The organism is Sphingomonas faeni (assembly GCF_040407495.1).
In the GTDB taxonomy this organism is placed as follows: domain Bacteria; phylum Pseudomonadota; class Alphaproteobacteria; order Sphingomonadales; family Sphingomonadaceae; genus Sphingomonas; species Sphingomonas faeni_D.
Genome location: NZ_JAPZPP010000003.1, coordinates 516,129 through 535,824 on the forward strand (window position 1 = coordinate 516,129; position 19,696 = coordinate 535,824).

The 19,696-nt window shown below is 65.8% G+C and carries 15 protein-coding genes; 4 read left to right on the top strand and 11 right to left on the bottom strand.

Annotation, left to right across the window (positions count from 1 at the left end; translation table 11 throughout):
* Nucleotides 1-210: 210 nt before the first annotated feature.
* Nucleotides 211-1,428: an argininosuccinate synthase gene (locus tag O6W96_RS12445; RefSeq protein WP_353469838.1), complete on the bottom strand. Its 1,218-nt coding sequence runs from the start codon at nucleotides 1,426-1,428 to the stop codon at nucleotides 211-213.
* A gap of 134 nt (nucleotides 1,429-1,562) precedes the next feature.
* On the opposite strand from O6W96_RS12445, the gene O6W96_RS12450 reads away from it, so the two are divergent.
* Nucleotides 1,563-1,955, top strand: a complete 393-nt coding sequence (locus tag O6W96_RS12450; protein WP_332755841.1) for an EF-hand domain-containing protein — start codon at nucleotides 1,563-1,565, stop codon at nucleotides 1,953-1,955.
* Between the two features lie 144 nt (nucleotides 1,956-2,099).
* Here the strand turns inward: O6W96_RS12450 and O6W96_RS12455 are convergent, their stop codons facing one another.
* Genes O6W96_RS12455 through O6W96_RS12465 form a run of 3 tightly spaced genes read right to left on the bottom strand, consistent with a single transcriptional unit; the run spans nucleotide 2,100 to nucleotide 4,890 of the window.
* Nucleotides 2,100-3,323, bottom strand: coding sequence for a cyclopropane-fatty-acyl-phospholipid synthase family protein (locus tag O6W96_RS12455; RefSeq protein WP_353469839.1), 1,224 nt, complete (start codon nucleotides 3,321-3,323; stop codon nucleotides 2,100-2,102).
* Nucleotides 3,324-3,373: 50 nt separating this feature from the next.
* On the bottom strand, nucleotides 3,374-4,135 hold the full coding sequence (locus O6W96_RS12460; RefSeq protein ID WP_353469840.1) for a molybdopterin-dependent oxidoreductase: 762 nt from the start codon (nucleotides 4,133-4,135) through the stop codon (nucleotides 3,374-3,376).
* Nucleotides 4,132-4,890: a cytochrome b/b6 domain-containing protein gene (locus tag O6W96_RS12465; RefSeq protein WP_353469841.1), complete on the bottom strand. Its 759-nt coding sequence runs from the start codon at nucleotides 4,888-4,890 to the stop codon at nucleotides 4,132-4,134. The genes O6W96_RS12460 and O6W96_RS12465 overlap by 4 nt, the downstream gene beginning before the upstream one ends.
* Nucleotides 4,891-4,941: 51 nt before the next feature.
* Between O6W96_RS12465 and O6W96_RS12470 the strand changes: the two genes are divergently transcribed.
* Together O6W96_RS12470 and O6W96_RS12475 are read left to right on the top strand one after the other, a co-directional pair.
* Nucleotides 4,942-5,559 carry a flavin reductase family protein gene (locus O6W96_RS12470; protein WP_353469842.1) on the top strand — a complete coding sequence of 206 codons (618 nt, stop codon included), beginning with the start codon at nucleotides 4,942-4,944 and terminating at the stop codon, nucleotides 5,557-5,559.
* Nucleotides 5,560-5,618: 59 nt separating this feature from the next.
* Nucleotides 5,619-6,788, top strand: coding sequence for an MFS transporter (locus tag O6W96_RS12475; RefSeq protein ID WP_353469843.1), 1,170 nt, complete (start codon nucleotides 5,619-5,621; stop codon nucleotides 6,786-6,788).
* Between the two features lie 143 nt (nucleotides 6,789-6,931).
* Here the strand turns inward: O6W96_RS12475 and O6W96_RS12480 are convergent, their stop codons facing one another.
* The 7 genes from O6W96_RS12480 to O6W96_RS12510 all read right to left on the bottom strand — a co-directional run bounded on the left by O6W96_RS12480 (nucleotide 6,932) and on the right by O6W96_RS12510 (nucleotide 16,492).
* Nucleotides 6,932-8,149 (bottom strand): multidrug effflux MFS transporter, encoded by a 1,218-nt coding sequence (locus tag O6W96_RS12480; RefSeq protein ID WP_353469979.1) that lies wholly within the window; start codon nucleotides 8,147-8,149, stop codon nucleotides 6,932-6,934.
* A 208-nt stretch (nucleotides 8,150-8,357) separates the two neighbouring features.
* On the bottom strand, nucleotides 8,358-10,079 hold the full coding sequence (gene nagE, locus O6W96_RS12485; protein WP_353469844.1) for an N-acetylglucosamine-specific PTS transporter subunit IIBC: 1,722 nt from the start codon (nucleotides 10,077-10,079) through the stop codon (nucleotides 8,358-8,360).
* Entirely contained in the window at nucleotides 10,076-12,625 is a 2,550-nt protein-coding gene (gene ptsP, locus O6W96_RS12490; protein WP_353469845.1) for a phosphoenolpyruvate--protein phosphotransferase, read from the bottom strand. The genes nagE and ptsP overlap by 4 nt, the downstream gene beginning before the upstream one ends.
* 3 nt (nucleotides 12,626-12,628) lie before the next feature.
* Nucleotides 12,629-13,765, bottom strand: coding sequence for an N-acetylglucosamine-6-phosphate deacetylase (nagA, locus tag O6W96_RS12495; protein WP_353469846.1), 1,137 nt, complete (start codon nucleotides 13,763-13,765; stop codon nucleotides 12,629-12,631).
* An 11-nt stretch (nucleotides 13,766-13,776) separates the two neighbouring features.
* Nucleotides 13,777-14,784 (bottom strand): SIS domain-containing protein, encoded by a 1,008-nt coding sequence (locus O6W96_RS12500; protein WP_353469980.1) that lies wholly within the window; start codon nucleotides 14,782-14,784, stop codon nucleotides 13,777-13,779.
* A 106-nt stretch (nucleotides 14,785-14,890) separates the two neighbouring features.
* Nucleotides 14,891-15,628 (bottom strand): GntR family transcriptional regulator, encoded by a 738-nt coding sequence (locus O6W96_RS12505; protein ID WP_128455172.1) that lies wholly within the window; start codon nucleotides 15,626-15,628, stop codon nucleotides 14,891-14,893.
* Nucleotides 15,629-15,715: 87 nt separating this feature from the next.
* Nucleotides 15,716-16,492 carry a copper homeostasis protein CutC gene (locus tag O6W96_RS12510; RefSeq protein WP_353469847.1) on the bottom strand — a complete coding sequence of 259 codons (777 nt, stop codon included), beginning with the start codon at nucleotides 16,490-16,492 and terminating at the stop codon, nucleotides 15,716-15,718.
* Nucleotides 16,493-16,865: 373 nt separating this feature from the next.
* On the opposite strand from O6W96_RS12510, the gene O6W96_RS12515 reads away from it, so the two are divergent.
* Nucleotides 16,866-19,658, top strand: a complete 2,793-nt coding sequence (locus O6W96_RS12515; RefSeq protein ID WP_353469848.1) for a TonB-dependent receptor — start codon at nucleotides 16,866-16,868, stop codon at nucleotides 19,656-19,658.
* Nucleotides 19,659-19,696 lie beyond the last annotated feature (38 nt).

The window sequence follows — 19,696 nt, forward strand, 5'->3', positions numbered from 1 at the left end:
ATGTATGCGTGAGGATGCCTAAGGCGTGGTTAACGCGCAGCGCAGCGTAGAGGCGTTCATGCCCTCGCGCCACAAGCTGGCCTCCCCGGCGAAGGCCGGGGTCCAGGTGGGAAGGCCGCGGTAACGATGTACGGCCCTGCGTTAGCAACGTCCCCCGACTGGGCCCCAGCCTTCGCCGGGGAGGTGTAATCTTGGTAGGGGCTCGCCGCTTTACTGGTCGCGCCGCCCCAGCAACCGCAACCGCAGTGCATTCAACTTGATGAACCCAGCCGCGTCGCGCTGGTCATAGGCGCCCTGGTCGTCCTCGAACGTCACGACCTTCTCCGAATACAGCGAGTTCGCCGATTTGCGGCCGACGACGTACACACCGCCCTTGTAGAGCTTCAGGCGGACGGTGCCCGACACCTTCTCCTGGCTGTGATCGATCGCCGCCTGCAGCATCTCGCGCTCCGGCGAGAACCAGAAGCCGTTGTAGATCAGCTCGGCATAGCGCGGTGCCAGCTCGTCCTTCAGATGCGCGGCGCCGCGATCGAGAGTCAGCTGCTCGATCCCACGATGCGCGAGGTGATAGATCGTGCCGCCCGGGGTTTCGTACATGCCGCGGCTCTTCATGCCGACGAAGCGGTTCTCGACGAGATCGAGACGGCCGATGCCGTGGCGGCGGCCGTACTCGTTGAGCGTCGACAGCAGGGTGGCCGGGCTCATCCCCTCGCCGTTGATCGCGACGCCGTCGCCGCGCTCGAAATCGATCGTGATGTACTCGGGGACATCGGGCGCGTCCTCGGGGTTCACGGTGCGCGAGTAGACATAGTCGGGGACCTCGTCCCACGGGTTCTCGAGCACGAGGCCTTCGCTCGACGTGTGCAGCATGTTCGCATCGGTCGAAAACGGCGCCTGGCCGCGCTTGTCCTTGCTGACCGGGATCTGGTGCTGCTCGGCGAACTCGATCAGGCGCGTGCGGCTGGTGAGATCCCACTCACGCCACGGCGCGATGACCTTGATGTCGGGCGACAGTGCGTAATAGCCGAGCTCGAAGCGGACCTGGTCGTTGCCCTTGCCGGTCGCGCCGTGGCTGACCGCGTCGGCGCCGACCATCTTGGCGATCTCGATCTGGCGCTTGGCGATCAGCGGCCGCGCGATCGACGTGCCGAGCAGGTACAGCCCCTCGTACAGCGCGTTCGAGCGCATCATCGGGAAGACGTAATCGCGGACGAACTCCTCGCGCAGATCGTCGACGAAGATATGCTCGGGCTTGACCCCCATCATCTCGGCCTTGGCGCGCGCGGGCTCGAGTTCCTCGCCCTGGCCGAGATCGGCGGTGAAGGTCACGACTTCGCAGTTATACGTCTGCTGGAGCCACTTCAGGATCACGCTCGTGTCCAGGCCACCGGAATAGGCGAGCACGACGCGGTTGATCTGATCGGTCACGGGCAGGGTCCTTCGGGCAATATCCAATGCGGCGCCCCTATGCGTTGAGTGGCCCTCATGCAACCGCGCGCATTCATGGCGCGTACAACCAAACCGGTCTATTCGCGCCTCGCATCCTCTGGAGTTTAACCACCGTGCTACGCCAAAGCCTCACCCTCTTCGTCCTCGCCGGCCTTGCGACGCCAGCGCTCGCGCAGGAAACCCGCGCGTCCGCCTCGGCCAAGTTCAAGACCGAGTTCGCTGCGTCGGACACGAACAAGGACGGTGTCCTCACGCGCGCGGAAGTGCAGGCGCGGATCGGCAACATGAAGGTTGGCGGACAGGGACGTCCGGACCCGGTCCACGCCAAGCGCCTCGCCGACCTGTGGTTCACCAGCGCGGACAAGAACAAGGACGGCAAGGTCACGCAGGCCGAAGCGCAGGCGCTGCTCGCGGCGACGTTCGCGAAGTACGATGCCAACAAGGACGGCAAGATCGGCGGCGACGAGCGCGCTGCCGCGAAGGCCGACGTGCAGGGGCCGCGCTGAGCCTCACCCGATGATTGCCAAAAGTCCGTTCGTCCTGAGTAGGGGCTGAGCGAAGCCGAAGACCCGTATCGAAGGACATTGCCCCGGGCGAATCCTTCGATACGCCGCTTCGACAAGCTCAGCAGCTACTCAGGACGAACGGACTTAGTCCCGCAACGCCCGCTCGCCCTCGATCATGTAGTCGCGAGTCAACGGCAACGTCATCCTGCTCTTCGACAGCTGGATCTGGTAATTGACCATCCCCCCGGTCCGGAACGCCGCCGCGGCGCCCGCCAGATAGAACGTCCACATCCGGTAGAACCGCTCGTCGTACAGCGCGACGATCGCGTCCTTCGCCGCCACCGTCCGGTCGTACCATTGGTCGATCGTCAGCGCATAATGGACGCGCAGCACCTCGATATCGGTCGGGAACATCCGCAGCCCCTCATACCCCTTCACGATTTCCGACAGCGCAGGGTTGTACCCGCCCGGAAAGATGTACTTGGTCGTGAAGGTGTCGGTGACGCCCGGCCCGCCCATCCGGCCGATCGTGTGGAGCAGCATCACGCCGTCGTCGGTCAGCAGGTCGCGGCACTTGCGGAAGAACGCCTTGTAGTGCGCCGGTCCGACATGCTCGAACATCCCGACCGAGACGATCCTGTCGAAACTTCCCGTCAGCGCGCGATAGTCGATCAGCTCGAACTTCACCTTGTCGGCAACGCCGGCCTCTTCGGCCCGCCGCCGCGCGACCTTCAGCTGTTCCTCGCTCAGCGTCACGCCGAGCACCTCGGCACCGGTCTTCGCGTGCAGGTACAGCGCCATCCCGCCCCAGCCGCAGCCGATGTCGAGCACGCGCATGCCAGGCTGGATCGCCAGCTTTGCAGCAATGTGCGCCTTCTTATCCGACTGCGCCTGCTCCAGGCTGTTGCTGGAATCGGTGAAGTACGCGCAGGAATATTGCCGGTCCGCATCGAGGAACAGGTCGTACAGCCGGTCCGACAGATCATAGTGGTGCGCGACGTTCTTCTTCGACCGGCGCGCCATGTTCACGCGGTCGACGCGGTGGACCACCTTGTCGAGCAGCTTGATCGGCAGCGACGGATTGAGCCCGCCGCCACGCTCCCACGGGCTGTTGCCCTTGAGCAGGTTGACCAGATCGCGAATGTCGCCGCGATCGATCACGAGGCGCCCATCCATGAACGCTTCCGCCGCGCCGAGCGCCGGATGGCGGACGATCGCGCCCGCGACGCCGGGCTGGGTCAGCCGGATCGTGACCGGGTTATATGCGGCATCGGGCTTGCCAAAATGGTTGGTCGTGCCATCCGCATGGATGAGCGTGAGTTCGCCGGTTTTAACCTGCCGGGCCAGGAAACGATCGAAAAGAGCCATGCCGCGTTAGCTAATGACTGGTACGGAATTGCGCTACCCCTCCGAACGGCTCAGATCCCGGCGTACCAGTCGTAATCGACGTTATCTTCCCAATAGCCGCCCTTGCCCTTGCCGATCCCGTCGAGGCTGGCGACCGCGTCGATTGCCGTGACGTATTTCGCGTGCTTGTAGCCCAGCTGTCGCTCGACGCGCAGCCGGACGGGCGCGCCATGCGCGACGTCGAGCACCTGATCGTTGAGCGCCCAGGCGAGGATGGTCTGTGGGTGGAAGGCGTCGACCAGATCGACCGACTCGTAATAATTCGCGCCGCGGTACAGGTCGGCACAAGTGAACACGATGTAGCGCGCGGTGCTCTTGAGGCCGGCGGCGTCGAGCAGCGCGCCGAGCTTCGGCCCCTGCCATTTGCCGATCGCACTCCAGCCCTCGACGCAATCGTGGCGCGTGATCTGCGCGCGTGCCGGCATCTGGCGTAGTTGCGGGAGCGAGACCGACAGAGGCCGATCGACCAGCCCGCCGACCTTCAACCGGTAATCCGCGAAGTTGTTCGCGACCATGGCGGTATAGTCCGCCGTCCCCGGATTGCTCGTGCCGTTCGACCGGAAGATCGGCGACATCTGCGCCGGGCTGAACTCGGGTGCCAGCGCGTTGCGGTTGCTCAGCGCGCGCTGCAGTCCGCGGTTCATGTCCTCGCCCATGAACAGGATCTTCCGCGCCTCGGGGTTTGCGGCGATCTTGTCGCAGCCAGTCAGCAGCGCGCCTGCACCGATGGTCGCACCGACAACGAGCGAGCGGCGGGTGATCAGCGAACTCATGCGACGTCCTCCTCGGCATGCGCAGGCACGGCCCAACGCCCGGTAATCATCGACCTCACCTCGTTCCATGTCCCCGCCAGGATCACTAGTGCCAGATGCGCGATGATGAACAGCACCAGCCCGGTGGCGGCGATGAAGTGGATCGAGCGCGCCGACTGCCGCCCGCCGAACACTTCGAGCAGCCAAGGCCACGCCGCATCCATCCCCGGCGACATCGTCAGCCCGGTCAGGATCATCACCGGGATCAGCACGAAGATCGTCACCACGTAGGAGAGCTTCTGGAGGATGTTGTACGCGCCCGGCCGCTTGGGATCGTGAAAGCGGAACGCGAGATGTTCCTTCACGTCATGCACCACTTCGCGCGGCGACAGATCGGCGGCACGCACGCGGAGGTCGCGCTGGAAATGCTTGTTGACCAGGCTGACTACCATGAACCCGAGCAGCGCGAACGCGAGCACCAGCGCGAACAACAGATGCCAACGCCGCGAGAGCGCCAGATTGTAGCTCGTCGGGATCGTCAGCAGGTTGAGCAACGTCACCAGCCAGCTCGGCCACTGGTCGAGCGTCGTCCACGCGGTATCGAAATTCGCGCCGTATCTGCCCCAGTACAGCCGCGGATGCGCCTTCAGGATGCCGATCCCGCTGCCGATCATGATGAACATCGTCACCACCGTCACCCAATGCCAGACGCGCGTCGCCAGCCGATGGCGCTTGATGACCGAAGTGCTGACGGGGAGGGCAGTGGGATCGTTCATGCTCGACCTTCGCTATAGGCAGTCGAAGCGTTACATAGCAGGGATAAGCGTATGACCGAATGGCATTCTTACGAGCCCGCGAACGGCCATCGCCTGCCGCACGATCCTCTCAACGCGATCGTCGCGCCCCGCCCGATCGGCTGGGTCAGCACCGTGTCCGCGGACGGCGTTGCCAACCTTGCCCCGTACAGTTTCTTCAACCTGTTCAATTATAGCCCGCCGATCATCGGCTTCTCGTCGATGGGCTGGAAAGACAGCGTCGCCAATATCGAGGCAACTGGCGAGTTCGTCTGGAACCTGGTTACGCGAGACCTTGGCGAGGCGATGAACGCGACGTCTGCGGGCGTGCCGGCGGACGTCGACGAGTTCGCGCTCGCGGGGCTCGAGATGGCTACCTCGTCAAACGTCAAGCCGGCGCGCGTCGCCGCCTCGCGCGCGCAGTTCGAGTGCAAGCTGACGCAACTGATCCGGCTCGAGACCAAGGAAGGCCGCGAACTCGACCAATGGCTGGTGCTCGGCGAGGCGGTTGCGATCCACATCGACTCCGCGATGCTGGAGGACGGCGTCTACCAGACCGCCCGCGCGCAACCGATCCTGCGTGGCGGCGGCCCCGCGGATTACTTTGCGATCACGGAGGATTCCTTGTTCAAGATGCGCCGCCCGGGCTGATAGAGGCGTATGTTGCGGCGCAGCATGTCGCGCCTCACCGACTTACGAAAGAGATGCCCATGAAACCTGTCGATACGCGCATGGCGCTGCTCGCGCTCGCCGTCGGCGGGTTCGCGATCGGCACGACCGAGTTCGCGGCGATGAGCCTGTTGCCGCAGTTCGCACGCGGGCTTGGCATCGACGAGCCGACCGCGGGGCATGTCATCAGTGCCTATGCGCTCGGCGTGGTGGTCGGCGCGCCGACGATCGCGGTGCTGGCCGCGAAGATCGAGCGGCGGATACTGCTGATCGGGTTGATGACGTTCCTTGGAATCGCCAACGGCCTGTCCGCACTCGCGCCGACCTATCATACGATGTTGTTGGCCAGGTTCCTGAGCGGATTGCCGCACGGTGCGTATTTCGGGGTAGGATCGCTGGTCGCGGCATCTATGGTGCCGCGCGAGAAGCGGTCGCGCGCCGTGTCGCGGATGATGCTGGGGCTGACGATCGCGACGATCGCAGGGGTGCCGCTCGCCAATGGGATCGGCCAGTGGTTCGGCTGGCGCTGGGGCTTCGGGATCGTCGCGATCATCGCGGCAGCGACGGTGGCGATGCTGGTCCGGTTCGCGCCGGTGCTGCGTCCTGCGCAGGATGCAACCCCACTCGGCGAACTGGCGGCGCTGCGCAACGGGCAGGTCTGGCTGACGCTGGCGATCGGTGCGGTCGGGTTCGGCGGGATCTTCTGCGTCTATACGTACCTTGCCTCGACCTTGACGGAGGTAACCGGCGTTTCGTCCGCCTTCACGCCAGTCGCGTTCGCGCTGTTCGGCGTGGGCATGACGATCGGCACGCTGGTTTGTGCGAAGGCGGCGGACGTTGCCTTGATGCCCGCTGCAGGTATCACGTTGTTGTTCGGAGCAGGAGCGCTGGCCCTCTACGCACCCGCGACGCCGCATGTGTGGGCGATCCTGCCGGTCGTCGTGTTGATTGGTTGCGGAGGCGGGCTCTCGACGATCCTGCAGACGCGGCTGATGGATGTTGCGGAGGAGGCACAGACGCTGGCGGCGGCACTCAACCATTCGGCCTTCAATACCGCCAACGCGATCGGCCCGTGGCTCGGCGGTCTGGCGATCGCCGGCGGTTACGGCCTCCCCTCGACGGGTTGGGTCGGCACGGCGCTGGCACTTGGCGGCTTCGCGATCTGGGTCGTATCTTGGAAGCTGGACGCCCGAACCGCCGCGCGTCCGTGATCTCGAGCACGTTCGGCTAACGGACCGCGGTGAACTCGCGACGCCGATCTGTGCCGCGGCAAGTGCCAAAACCTTCGAGGATACTGCAATGAGCTACCGCGGGGCGGCGGAGCGTTGCGCAGCTTACGCAGGCGTATGAGTTCTCAAGGCGCGGACGCTTGCTCGCCCGCTGCGTGCCGTGCGCGGAAGAGCTTGCCGCCCTCGACTGCGTATACGACGGCGAGGACGCCGAGCCCGATCGCGAGGTAGCCGATCGCCAGGGGATAGGTAGTGCCGTTATAGGATTGCCCGATCAGCGATCCGACTATCACCGCGCCGACGCTGGTGATGAAGCCCTGGATCGACGAGGCGGTTCCCGCGATATGGCCTACCGGCTCCATTGCCATGGCGCCGAAATTCGAACCGCACAGGCCGATGCAGGTCATGCTGAGCGCCTGGAACAGCATGTAGGTCCACAGCGATTCGAGCCCCGTCGCGATCACGCCGATATGCAGCAGCGAAAGGCCGATCAGTGCGAATACCGCGGCTTGCGAGATCAGCCGCGTCCCCAGGCGCTCGACCAGCCGGCTGTTGGCGAACGACGCGCACCCCATCGAAAACGCGCAGACTGCGAACAGGATCGTGAAGCGCTCGCCGGCATGAAACTCGTCGACGAAGATCTGCTGGGCGGACGACACGAAGGCGATGATGCCGCCGAAGGTCATCGATGCCGCAACCGCATACCCGGCCGAGAATCGGTTCGTCAGCGTCAGCGTGTAGGCATGGCGCAGCGCGGCCAGTGACAGCGGTGTACGGCGATCGACCGGCAGCGATTCGCGGAGCCGCGTGACCGACCAGGCGAGCACGATTGCCGCAAATCCGGCCAGGGCGTAGAAGATGAACCGCCACGGACCGATCGCGAGCAACAGCTGGCCAAGGCTGGGCGCCATGATCGGTACGAGAAAGAATATCATCTGCGCTACCGACAGCGTGCGAGCCATCTGGCGTCCCGAATAGCGGTCACGCACGATCGCGACGGCAAGCACGCGCGTGGAGGCCGACATCAGCCCCTGAAGGACGCGAGCGCCGAGCAGTGCCGCGAAGGTCTGCGATCCGGCCGCGAAGACGCTCGCTGCGACGAACCCGGTGAGCGTCAGCAGCAGGATCGGCTTGCGCCCGTACCGATCCGCCAACGGACCGTAGACGAGCTGGCCGGCGCCGAATCCGAGCATGTAGGCGGTAATGATCCATTGCCGGTGATTCGCGGTGGCGATGCCGAGCTGGTGGCCGATATCCGCGAGCGCGGGCAGCATCAGGTCGACGCCGAGCGCGTTGACCGCCATCAACGCCGCGACGAAGGCGACGAACTCGCCAGGGTTCATCGAGGGGGCGGAAGTTTTGTCGGTCATCGGGTTGGCCTAGGTCGCAAACGTCGTGAAGGCCATGTGAATGACGAGGCGCGACCATAGGTTCCGGGGCCGATCCCGGTTCGCGGGTCGAAACCACCTGCCGCTCGTGGCCGGTAGAACCCTGGCTCGTCCGTCGCTCGCCCCTGCTGGACGCACTCCCAGCCCGACACTCCGGGCGCGGTCAGGCTGCGACGATTGCCGCGTCGGCGTCTCCGTCCAGCAGCAGGTGGAGCAGTCCGGGCGCTGGGCGGGCGATCGCGTGGATGCCCAGTGCTTCGAGCGCGGGTGTCGAGGCGCGGTCGACATTCTTCAGACGGATCCGCAAGCGGGTGCCGTGCTGGCTCGCCGCCTCCAGATTGTCCGCGCCACCGAGTGCGGCAAGAGTGGCGGGGGTCAGCCGGACGTCGTTGGTGGCAACCGGTGCGGCGTCCGCGACCGAAGGGACCGGGCTTGCCGGCTCGCCCGGTGCTGCGATCGCGTCGCGGATTTCGACGGCGACCGAGTCGGCGATCGGACCGAGCACGATCTGGAGCGCGTTGGCCGAGGGGCGGATCAGGCCGCGTGCGCCGAGCGCCTTGAGACGGACCTCGTCGATGCGCTTCTGGTTGACGACGATCAGCCGCAACCGGGTCGTGCACGCACCAACGCTGGTCACGTTGGCAGCGCCGCCCAAGGCCTCGGCGAAGGCTGCACCGCGTTCGCTCTTGGCGATCGTTGCCACGGCGACGGGTGCGTCGCGCTCGCGGCCGGGAGTCGGCAGGTCGAGGCGTTTGATGACGGTGCGGAACAGGACGTAGTAGATCGCGGCATAGGCGAGACCGACGGGGAGCAGCAGCAGCGGCTTGGTCGCCTTGCCGTAGTTCAGCACGTAATCGAACAGCCCGGCGGAGAAGCCGAAGCCCAATTTCACCCCGAGCGCGTTCATCAGCGCCATCGACAGGCCGGTCAGCACCGCGTGGATCGCGTAGAGCACCGGTGCGAGGAACATGAAGCTGAACTCGATCGGCTCGGTCACGCCGGTCAGCGCCGAAGTCAGTGCGAGGCTGAGCAGCATGCCACCGACCGCTTTCCGGCGTTCGGGCAGCGCGGCATGGTACATGGCGAGGCAGGCGGCGGGCAGGCCGAACATCATCACGGGGAAGAACCCGGCCATGAACGCACCCGCGGTCGGGTCGCCGGCGAAGAAGCGGTGGATATCGCCGTTCGCGCCATGATAATCGCCGGCGACGAACCAGACGATGTTGTTCAACAGATGGTGCAGGCCGGTGACGAGCAGCAGGCGATTGAGCACGCCGAACACAAACAGGCCGAACCCGCCAGCGCCGTCGATCCCATAGCTCAGACCATCGATGCCCGCGCTGAGCGCGCTGAAACCGAGGCCGACGACCAGGGCGAGCACGACCCCGACGACACCGCTGACGATCGGCACGAACCGGCGCCCGCCGAAGAAGGCGAGATATTCGGGGAGCGCGATAGTCGAGAAGCGGTTGTAGAAACTGCCACCGATCAGGCCGGAGATGATGCCGATCGGTACGTCGAGCCGGGCGATCGCCTTGGCCTTCCACGCCGCGGTGACAAGCGCGACCGTGTCGCCGGTGAAGCCCTTGAGTGCATCGACGGGGACGGTCATCAGCGCTTGCGCGCCCTGCGTCGTCACGAGGTAGCAGACTACGCCCGCGAGACACGCGGCCCCGTTGCCGTCTCGGGCAAAGCCGGTGGCGACGCCGATCGCGAACAACAAGCCGAGATGCGAGAAGATAGCGTCACCCGCCGCACTGAGCAGGGCAATATCCAGCATGTCTGATTGGCCGAGCCGCAGCAGAAGGCCGGCGACGGGGAGCACCGCGATCGGCAGCATGAGTGCGCGGCCGAGCGGCTGGAGGGCTTCGAGCACGGACTTCATGGGCGGAACTCCCGGGCGAGCGTTCGCACGTCCGCGGCTGAGATACAGTTCATCGCCGCCGCGGCATGCGCGCGGCAGGCGTCGATCGTGAGGGTCGCGACCAGCGCCTTGATCTCGGGCACGAGCGCGGGCGCGGACGAGAGTTCGGCGACGCCGAGGCCGATCAGGATCGGTACCGCGAGCGGATCGGAGGCGAGGCCCCCGCACACGCCGGTCCATTTGCCGTGGACCGCGCCGCCTTCGCAGGTCCGTGCGATCAATCGCAGCACGGCGGGGTGGAGCCCGTCGAGGTCGCTCGCGACCGCCGGATTGCCGCGGTCCATCGCGAGCGCATATTGCGTCAGGTCGTTGGTGCCGATCGAGAGGAAGTCGGCTTCGCTGGCGAGCAGGTCGGCGGTGACTGCGGCGGCGGGCGTCTCGATCATGATGCCGAGCGCGACGGGATCAGTGTGGCCGGTTGCGGCGGCGGCAGCGTCGAGCGCGGCGCGAACCGCCCGGAGTTCGGCGAGGCTTGCGATCATCGGGACCATGATGCGGCACTGCCCGGCGGGGCGGACCGCGAGGATCGCGCGCAGCTGCGCGTCGAGCATCTCGGGGTGGGCGAGCCCGACGCGGATGCCGCGCAGGCCCAGCGCCGGGTTCTCTTCGGCTGCGATGGGCAAATAGGGCGCGGGCTTGTCGCCGCCGATGTCGAGCAGGCGGACGATCAGCGGGCGACCGTCGAGCGTGTCGGCGATGCGTTGGTAGTCCGCGGTCTGTTCCTCGACGCTCGGCGCGCTGTCGCGTTCGAGGAAGAGGAATTCGGTGCGGAGCAACCCACAGCCTTCGGCGCCGTTGCGGACCGCGGCGTCTGCATCGTCGGCCGAGCCGAGATTGGCGAACGCTTCGATCCGGACGCCGTCCTGCGTGCGGCATTCGCGCGCGGCATTGGCGAGCGCGGCGCGGCGGCGTTCGGTCTGCGCGTCGAACGCGGTTTGTGCAGCTGCCTGTGTTTCGGCGTCCGGTGCGACGTGAAGCAGGCCGGCGCCGGCGTCGAGGATCAGCGGCGTGCCCGCGGCGATCTCGGAGAGGGCGGGGCCGACTGCGACCAAGGCAGGCAAGCCCATGGTCGAGGCGAGGATCGCGACGTGCGAGGTCGGGCCGCCGCGCTCCACGCAGAAGCCGACGATCGACGCGGTGTCGAGGCCAAGCAGGTGCGACGGAAGCAGGTCGTCCGCCAGCAGGATCGTGCCGGGCGGGAAGCTCAGGCGTTCGTCGAGATCCTCTCCGGCGAGTGCGCGCAGCACTTGGCGTTCGAGATCGAGCATGTCGTCGGCGCGTTCGGCGAGGCGTGCGTCCCCCGTGGCGTGGAGTGCGTCGGCTTGCGCGCGGATCGCGGTGCGCCAGGCATAGGCTGCGCTGTCGCCTTGGGCGATGGCTGCGTGGGCGGCGGCGGTCAGCGTCGGGTCGTCGAGCAGGGCCGCGTGTGCGGACAGGATCGCGCGCTCGGCGCCAGTGGCCGTGGCGGATTTGGTGGCGAGGCGCGTGATGACGGTCGCGAGCGCGGTATCGAGTGCGGCGCGTTCGGTGGCCGCGCCCGCGCCGTCGCGGGTCACGGCGATCTCGGCGAGGCGGAAGATCCCGGCCTGGCCGATCGCGATCCCGGGGGATGCGGTGACACCGGGGAGGCGGCCGTTGGCGGGTAGGGTCAAAACCTTCCCCGCGGCGCGCTTCTGTTCCCCTGTGGAAGCCGGGGGGCGGGAGCTCGGGGCGCTATCGTTTGTGGCCGCCTTTTCGCCCATGCCGCCCAGGATAAGGTCGCCGATCGCGGCAAGCGCGTCGGCGGCGTCGGGGCCGGTGGCGGCGAGCGTGATCTCGTCGCCGAGCTTTACGCCCAGCGCCATCAGCGCGACAGGGCTGCGGACGTTGCCGTCGCGCCGATCGGCCGCAACCGGGGCGTCCTTCGTGATCGTCACGTCGGACACGAATTTCCGCGCGATCTCGCCGATCCGGGCCGCTGGCCGCGCGTGGATCCCGTGGACCAGCGGCACGACGATCGTGCGGCGGACCGTGTCGCCTTCGACCACGGCTACGTCTGCTGCATCTACGCGCAGTTCGAGCGTCATCATCGCCTCGCCGGTACCGACCAGCTTGCCGGTCTCGCGACGGACGATGGTGAAACGCTCGGGGTTGGTGACGATCACCGGCGTGATGACCGCGCGCGCTTCACAGACCAACAGGTCGAGATCGAAGCGGATCAGCGGATCGAGCCGCTGGACGCTCGCGCCCTCGACCACGCACGGGGTGAACCCGCGGCCGCCGAGCGCCACCGTGTCGAGCCCGATGTGCATCAGAATCTCGGCGCCCTCCGGCGTCCGCAGCGTGATCGCGTGGCCGCTGGCGTGAACGCTGAGCACGACGGCGTCGCACGGTGCGTGCAGGCAGTCGCCGGTCGGATCGACGGCGATCCCGTCGCCCATCATCCGTTCGGCGAAGACCGGGTCCGGGACAGCCTCGAGCGGCGATGCCCAGCCTTGGAGGGGCGACGTCAGGATGATCGGCTTCATGGACTAAATTCCGTCTGCGATCTTGAGGCCGCCGATCCAGGTGCCCGCGGGCCTGAGGTCGGCGGTGAGCGCCACCCAGTCGGCGCGCAGGCCGGGCGCCAGCGTACCGCGTTCGTGCGACAGGCCGAGGAACGCGGCGGGGTTGGTCGCAGCCATCGCTGCTGCAGTCGGCACGTCGGCGTGCGTCCGTGCGACGAAGTTGCGGACCGCGCCGGCCATGTCGAGATCGGAGCCGGCAAGCGTGCCGTCCTCGCCGAAGCACTTGCCGTCCTCGACATGGATCAGGCGACCCTGAAGGCGGAAATCTTTGTCGACCGCACCCACCGACGGCATCGCGTCGCTGACCAGCATCAGCCGGTCGTGCGGACGGGCGTTGAGCGCGAGGCGGAGCGCGGCATCGTGGACGTGCAGGCCATCGGCGATCAGCCCGCAATAGACATGGCGATCGTCGAGCGCCGCACCGACCACGCCAGGCGCGCGGTGGAGCAGCGGCGACATTGCGTTGAACAGATGCGTGATCCCGCTAAGGCCCGCACCGACCGCGTCGATGATCGTCTCGTAATCCGCATCGGTATGGCCCGCGCTGACGATCACGCCGCCGGCGACCAGCCGCGCGATCGATGCCGGATCGGTCAGCTCGGGGGCTAGCGTCACCATCACGCGACCCTTGCGCGGACGGATCAGCAGCTCGATCATCGCGTCGTCGAGCAGCCGGAACTTGGCGGGATCGTGAATGCCCTTGCGCGAGGGATTGATCCACGGGCCTTCGATATGCGCACCGACCACGCCGGGAACGCCAGCCAGAATCGCGGCGTCCATCGCGTCGAGCGTCGCCGCGATCACGTCGGGCGTGTCGCTGATCAGCGTCGGCATGAACGCGGTCGTGCCGTACGGCGCATGCGCCGCACCGATCGCGGCGATGCCCTCGACGGTCGGCTGGTCGTTGAGCAGCACGCCGCCGCCGCCGTTGACCTGGGTGTCGACGAACCCGGGAACGAGCCAGCCGTTCTGGAGATCGATCGCGTCCGACGGCGTACCGTCGAGTGCGGTGATCGAGGCAATCCGGTCGCCCTCGACCGTGATCGTCGCGCCGGTCAGCAGGGTGTCGGCGGTGACGATCGTGCCATTTACGAAATGCATCTGCAGCGAACTCATACCGTCTTCGTGACCTTGCTGAGGTGGAGCGGCGCATCGGGGTTGAGTCCGCGGCGCAGCGAAAGGGCGTTGGCCATCCGGTAGAAGCTCTGGATCATCAGGATCGGCTCGATCGCCGGATGCGCGGTGAACGCGGCGGGATCTGCTTCACCGTTCGCCTTCGCATCGGCGAGACATACGCGGGCGCCGCGTACGGCAAACTCGGCTGCGGCGTCTCGCACGCCATCGCCGGCGGTATCGGAGGTGGCGAACGCGATCACCGGGAAGCCGTCATTGACGATCGCCATCGGCCCGTGGCGGACTTCGGCGGCGCTGAACGCCTCGGCATGGAGCGCGCAGGTTTCCTTGAGCTTCAAGGCCGCTTCCTGCGCGATGCCGTAGCCATAGCCGCGACCGATCACGAACAGGTTGTTCGCGTCGGCCAGCGCGTCGACCACCGACGTCCAGTTCGCACCGAATGCGAGCGTCAGCATGTCGGGGAGCGTGTCGATCGCCTTGGTCAGGCCGTCGTTCTGCGACCAGGCCGCGGTCAGCGCCGCGAACGCCGCGAGCGCGCAGATATAGGATTTGGTCGCAGCGACCGAGCGCTCCGGCCCGGCCTTCAGCGCGATCATCGTGTCGGCCATCTCGGCGAGCGGCGACTCCTCGTCATTGACGAATGCCACGACGTGCGCGCCGGCGGCTTGATAAGCCGACACGGTGGAAAGCAGATCGGGGCTCCGGCCGCTCTGCGAGACAGCGATCATCAGTGCAGTGCCGGGCGCCATCGACGCGGCATAGACCGAAGATACCGACGGGGCGGCGGACGCAACCGGCACGCCGAGCAGCGTCTCGATCAGGTATTTACCGTAGGTCGCGGCATGGTCAGACGACCCGCGCGCGCAGGTGACGACCACCGCAGGGGGGGCGGCGCGGAGGCGCTCGCCAAGTGTCGTCAGTGCCTCGCGGTTGGCGGCAAGCAGCCGTGCGACCGCATCGGCGGCCTCGGCGGCTTCGCTGAACATCAGCGTCGGCGACGACGCATTTGTGATCGGCGTCGGCGGCGACGCGGTGGTCGCGGTGATAGTCTCGGTCACGGTATGCCCCCCGGCCGGCGCCCGTGCGCCGGCGTCAGATGTCGTTGAGTTCGGCGACGAGATCGTAGGCGTCGCCACGGTAATAGGATTGCGTGAATTCGGCGGCCCGGCCGTCGCGCAGGAAGCCGCGGCGCTCGATGAACAGGCCGGCATGGCCCGCATCCACGCCGAGCATCTTGGCATGCTCCGGGCTGAAATGAACCGCGCGCAGACGTTGCAGCGCGCGGACCGGACGGTTGCCAGCGGCTTCGAGCGCTTCGTACAGCGAGTCCTGGACGGCATCGATCGTCGGCAGGCAGTATCCGGCGATGGTCGAATATTCGAGCGCCATCGGCGTGTCGTCGGCGTAGCGAATGCGCTGGAACCGGTACACCGCCGAGCCCGGCGATAGCCCCAGCGACAACGATTCCTCGGGCGTCACCATCCCGATCGTGCGGCTGACCCACGCACTGCTCGGCGTACGGCCACGAGACTGCATGTCCTCGGAAAAGGACGACAGCTTCGAGAAGCTTTTCTCGACACGGGTCGCGACGAACGTCCCTGCGCCTCGCCGGCGGGTGAGCAGGCCCTCTTCGACCAGCCCGCCGATCGCTTTCCGCACGGTGATGCGCGACACGTCGTATTCGATCGCAAGATCGCGTTCGGCGGGCAGCGCATCGTCCTTGGCCAGCACGTTGCGATTGATCGCATCGCGGATCAGCTGCTGGAGCTGGACGTACAACGGCGCGGGATTGCCATCCCGGAACCTGCCAATGCTCGTTGAAAAGGACATGAAGGCGACTTTCAATGATGCCGGAGCGGGCCCCGAAACGAGAACGACCCAGCAACCGATCTTGGATACGTTATGTATTGGTATTGTTCAAGCGACTTGACCGACCGTTTTTTGAAGTACGGCCTTGAGATTTCGTACGCAGGTAGCATCGGTCTGGCGGCGTGCGGCGGCCGCAAAGCCAAACAGGCGCTCGCGTGCGGGTGATGGTGACGGGCCATCATTGGTGTCCGATGCGACGAGACTGCCACAGGATGCATGTACTTCACCAACGCCTGTAGCGATGATTTGCGCAGCGTTGCCCGCGTCGATGCCGCTACCCGCGAGGATGGTGATACGCCCTGCGGCGCGACGATGCAGCGTGGCGAGCATGGCGATGCCATCGATCGCCTTCGGTTCGCCCCCCGACGTCAGAATGCGCTCGAAACCGAGCGCGATCGCCGTATCGAGTGCTGTCGGCATGTCGGCGCACAAGTCGATCGCGCGGTGCAACGTCAGCGATAGCGGCGTGCCGCGTGCAGCACCCAGTGCACATGCATGCGCAACGAGCGCGGCGAGAAGGTCCGTGTCGAGGGTGTGATCCGGGCGGCTTGCCCCGATCACGACGCCGGCGAGCCCTGCATCGCTGGCTGCAGCCAGGTCCGCGGCGATCATGGCTGATTCGCGTGCGGTATAGTGGAAGCCACCTTCGCGGGGTCTCGCAAGCAGGTGGACGGGGATTGGAACGGTCTTGGCAGCGGCGATCAGCGACGGCGAGGGCGTCAGGCCCCCCAGTGCCAGAGCGGCACATAGTTCGATCCGGTCGCCGCCGCCCGCGACCGCTGCGTCGAGTCCCGCGATATCGTCGACACAAACTTCCAAGATCATCGGACGGCCTTCAGCGAGCAGTAATTATATTACGTTTGGCGGATCGAATCGCGTGCTTCAATCCCCAAAACTACCTGATCCGGCAAGGAATGGTATTATCGAAGATTGAGGTTCAAGGAAGGCGGCAAGCCGTTCCTTGAAGGATCAACTTACCGCAAAGCTTTTAAAAACCTCGGAAATCCGCGCTTTTAGCCGATGTCCTCGATCGGTAACCAAAGTGTAATTTCCGATGGATTCTACCAGCAATTGGTTATACGGTAGCCCTACCACGCCGCTTATTTAGCAACCAAAGTAGTACCTAGCGGTAGGTGAGAATAAGAGGCGCGGACCGCGTCAGGGTGGCGCTACGGCGCCAAGGGAAGGGGCTTTGACGATGATTTTCCATAAGCAGATTTTGTTGGCGTCGAGTGCGGTCGTGCTGGTCGCTGCGACCCCGAGTGCGTTCGCGCAGGTCGCCACGCCGGCGTCGGATGCCACCACCGCAGAGCCGCAGGCAACTGGTCCTGCCGGTCCGGTTGCCGATGAAACCGGCGATGACATCGTCGTTACCGGTATTCGCGGCAGCCTGCGCAGCGCGATTGCGGTCAAGCGTCAGGCCAATGCGATCGTCGACGTCATCAGCGCCGAGGCAATCGGCAAGTTCCCCGACCGCAACGTCGCCGAATCCCTCTCGCACGTTCCCGGCGTCAGCATCGATCGTCGCTTCGGCGAGGGCGAGAAGGTCGCGATCCACGGCACCGATCCGGCGCTCAATCGCATGCTGCTCGACGGCCACGCGGTCGCCTCGGCCGACTGGGGCGGCAACGACAACGACCCGACCAGCCGTACCTTCAACTATTCGCTGCTCGCACCCGAACTCGTCGAGCGCCTCGAAGTCTACAAGTCGCCCGAGCCGCGCATCGAGGAAGGCAGCATCGGCGGTACCGTTATCGTCCGCACGCGCCGCCCGCTCGACACGCCGGCCAACTCGATCTTTGCGTCGGGTGGCTATTCGTACAACGACCGCGCCGACAAGGGTAATGTCCGCGCGTCGGGTCTGTACAGCTGGCACAACGAAGCCGGCACGTTCGGCGTGCTCGGCGCGGTGACCTACGACAAGCAGAGCCTGACCCGCTCGGGCGTGGAATTCTTCGGCTTCGAGAATGCCAGCGACCGCTTCTTCCAGAAGGATGCGAACAACGCGCTGATCCGCGACGCGAGCGGCCAGCCGGTATTGAAGAATACCGCCGCAACCGTGACCGGTGGCACGCGCCAGGATCTCGCCAACGCGGTGTCGCCGTTCGGCATCAACTACGCGTATTTCACGCAGGAGCGTAAGCGCATCAGCTATGTCGGCACGGTCCAGGCCAAGCCGACCGACGACATCACGCTGACTCTCAACGGGCTGCATATCGACGGCAACTACAACAACAGCAGCCAGTCGATGTACGTCATCCCCGGCGCATGGAGCGGCGACGTTCTCCAGTCGGCGACGGTTGCGAACGGCGTCGTCACCAATGCCAGCTTCGGCGCGGCCTCGGCGAACAGCCAGAGTGCGCAGCTCGATCTGCTGATCCGCAAGACCAAGCTGACCACCGACAACCTCAACTTCGTCGCCGAGTGGGAAGGCCCGGGCGGCGCGACCGTGTCGGCGACCGGCGGCTGGAGCAAGGCGATCGGCGGGCGCAATCCCGAATATCTGCTCGATGTGCGGACCGACCTTCCGTACAGCTACGGCTTCACCTCCGACAGCGCGAACGTCGACTATGTCGGCGACCTGACCAATCCTGCCAACTATCGTCGCAGCAACAGCCCGCAGCTCCAGACGATCGACGGCGCCCCCGTCATCGTCAACGGCACGCAGCTGAATGCGGCGCGCGCCGGCGGGATCGATTTCTCCAAGACGATCGATCGCGATTACTATGCGGGCTATGACGCGGTCATTCCGTTCGAGGCGGGGCCGTTCAAGGAAATCCGCATCGGCGGCAAGTTCACCGATCACCGCAACCGCCTGAACGCGAGCGGCTTTAACAACTACTCGACCTCCAACTACACGCTGGCGAGCCTCGGCGTCGACACGATGACGACGCCGAACGGCACGTTCGACGGTACCGGCGGCACCGGCAATGCGACCAAGTACATCAACCTCTCGCAGCAGACCGTGATCGACATCCTCGCCAATTCGGTGAACGTCGCCGTCGCCAAGCCGACCGCTTCGTACATCGTCGACGAGACGGTCGCGGCGAACTACGTCCAGCTGAACTTCGACCAGAGCGGGTTCCGCGGTAACATCGGTGGTCGTCTGGTCTACACCAAGAACGTGTCGAACTACGCCGATCAGGTCTCCAGCACCGACGGCAGCCTGCCGACGATCGTGCCGCAGCGGGTCGAGAACGACTATCTGAAGTTCCTGCCGAGCCTGAACGTTGCCTATGAAGCAGGCACGCACCTGATCTTCCGCGGCAGCGTTGCCAAGGTGATCGCACGCCCGCGCTACGAGCAGCTCGGTGGATCGGTCGGTCGCAACGACATCACGCTCGATGCGAGCGGCGGCAATCCGAACCTGAAGCCGTACCAGTCGACGAACTACGAACTGTCGGCGGAATATTATCCGCGCGAGGGGACGCTGTTGTCGCTCGAACTGTTCCGCCGCGAAGTGAAGGACTACATCCTCAACGGTCTGAGCCGTCAGACGTTCTTCAACGAACTGACGCAGACCAACGCGTCCTATCTCGTGTCGCAGCCGCTCAACGGCGGCAAGGCGAACGTCAACGGCGCGCTGGTATCGGCGCAGGGCGAGATCTGGCACGGCTTCGGCCTGCAGGCGAACTACTCCTACGCCGAGAGCTCGACCGACGAGGGGCTGAACCTGCCTTATCTGTCGAAGCACACCGTCAACGTGATCCCGTATTACGAGAACGGACCGTTCCAGGCGCGCCTGAGCTATAACTACCGGTCGGCGTATTTCCGCGCGATCGGCCGCCTGAACTCGATCGACATGGTCGCGCCGTACAGCCAGCTCGATTTCTCGGCAGGCTTCAACCTGACCAAGGCGGTCACGCTGACGGTCAACGCGCAGAACCTGCTCGACTCGACCTACACCCAGTATAGCGGCTCGCGCGATCGTCCGACGGCGTTCTACAAGAACGGCCGCACGTACGTCGCATCGGTCTCGTTCAGGATGTAACAAGCGGGCGCGTCGGTAACGGCGCGCCTTTCCTTTTC

Bases quoted from the DNA above. Each gene is read 5' to 3' on its own strand.
- O6W96_RS12455 (WP_353469839.1), bottom strand. From the start codon at position 3,323: ATGGCTCTTTTCGATCGTTTCCTGGCCCGGCAGGTTAAAACCGGCGAA.
- O6W96_RS12460 (WP_353469840.1), bottom strand. From the start codon at position 4,135: ATGAGTTCGCTGATCACCCGCCGCTCGCTCGTTGTCGGTGCGACCATC.
- O6W96_RS12465 (WP_353469841.1), bottom strand. From the start codon at position 4,890: ATGAACGATCCCACTGCCCTCCCCGTCAGCACTTCGGTCATCAAGCGC.
- O6W96_RS12470 (WP_353469842.1), top strand. From the start codon at position 4,942: ATGACCGAATGGCATTCTTACGAGCCCGCGAACGGCCATCGCCTGCCG.
- O6W96_RS12475 (WP_353469843.1), top strand. From the start codon at position 5,619: ATGAAACCTGTCGATACGCGCATGGCGCTGCTCGCGCTCGCCGTCGGC.
- O6W96_RS12480 (WP_353469979.1), bottom strand. From the start codon at position 8,149: ATGAACCCTGGCGAGTTCGTCGCCTTCGTCGCGGCGTTGATGGCGGTC.
- nagE (WP_353469844.1), bottom strand. From the start codon at position 10,079: ATGAAGTCCGTGCTCGAAGCCCTCCAGCCGCTCGGCCGCGCACTCATG.
- ptsP (WP_353469845.1), bottom strand. From the start codon at position 12,625: ATGAAGCCGATCATCCTGACGTCGCCCCTCCAAGGCTGGGCATCGCCG.
- nagA (WP_353469846.1), bottom strand. From the start codon at position 13,765: ATGCATTTCGTAAATGGCACGATCGTCACCGCCGACACCCTGCTGACC.
- O6W96_RS12500 (WP_353469980.1), bottom strand. From the start codon at position 14,784: ATGTTCAGCGAAGCCGCCGAGGCCGCCGATGCGGTCGCACGGCTGCTT.
- O6W96_RS12505 (WP_128455172.1), bottom strand. From the start codon at position 15,628: ATGTCCTTTTCAACGAGCATTGGCAGGTTCCGGGATGGCAATCCCGCG.
- O6W96_RS12510 (WP_353469847.1), bottom strand. From the start codon at position 16,492: ATGATCTTGGAAGTTTGTGTCGACGATATCGCGGGACTCGACGCAGCG.
- O6W96_RS12515 (WP_353469848.1), top strand. From the start codon at position 16,866: ATGATTTTCCATAAGCAGATTTTGTTGGCGTCGAGTGCGGTCGTGCTG.